This is a genomic window from Achromobacter sp. GbtcB20 (assembly GCF_019091095.1).
In the GTDB taxonomy this organism is placed as follows: Bacteria; Pseudomonadota; Gammaproteobacteria; order Burkholderiales; family Burkholderiaceae_B; genus Achromobacter; species Achromobacter mucicolens.
In genome coordinates this window covers 1-335 of the sequence record NZ_JAGXJZ010000352.1, presented here as the reverse complement: position 1 = coordinate 335, position 335 = coordinate 1, and the positions used below count along the sequence as shown (strand labels likewise).

Here is a 335-nt window from a genome sequence, read left to right as displayed (position 1 = left end):
TGCGATGCAATGGCCTGGTCGCCGTCGCATAGCGCATGCATCACAGCGGCCTTTCTGATGCGTCGTGGTGGCTGCGCTGATCCGGATGGGCCGCCTCAATGCTTCCCTGGCTGTGTATGCGATCGCTGCTCGGTCGGATAGAGTATTTCCCGCAACTCTTCCGCCTCGGCCTCTGCGCTGTCCCGCTCGCTGGTCAGTAGGCCGATTTTCTGCAGGAAGCCTTTCACCTGGTCGGCCGCCTTGGCCAGCGCCTCCTTCAGGTCGGCGATCTGCTGCTGGAAGTACGTGCGCTGCTCCTGCAGCTCGCGCTTCAGCAGCCGGTTTTCCTCCCGCAG

The 335-nt window shown here is 63.3% G+C and carries 1 protein-coding gene; it reads right to left on the bottom strand.

Annotated features, from left to right (window positions below; genetic code table 11):
• Window positions 1-95: 95 nt before the first annotated feature.
• The coding region (locus KVT32_RS29295) for a hypothetical protein (protein WP_217619340.1) at window positions 96-335 on the bottom strand (240 nt) is incomplete at its 5' end.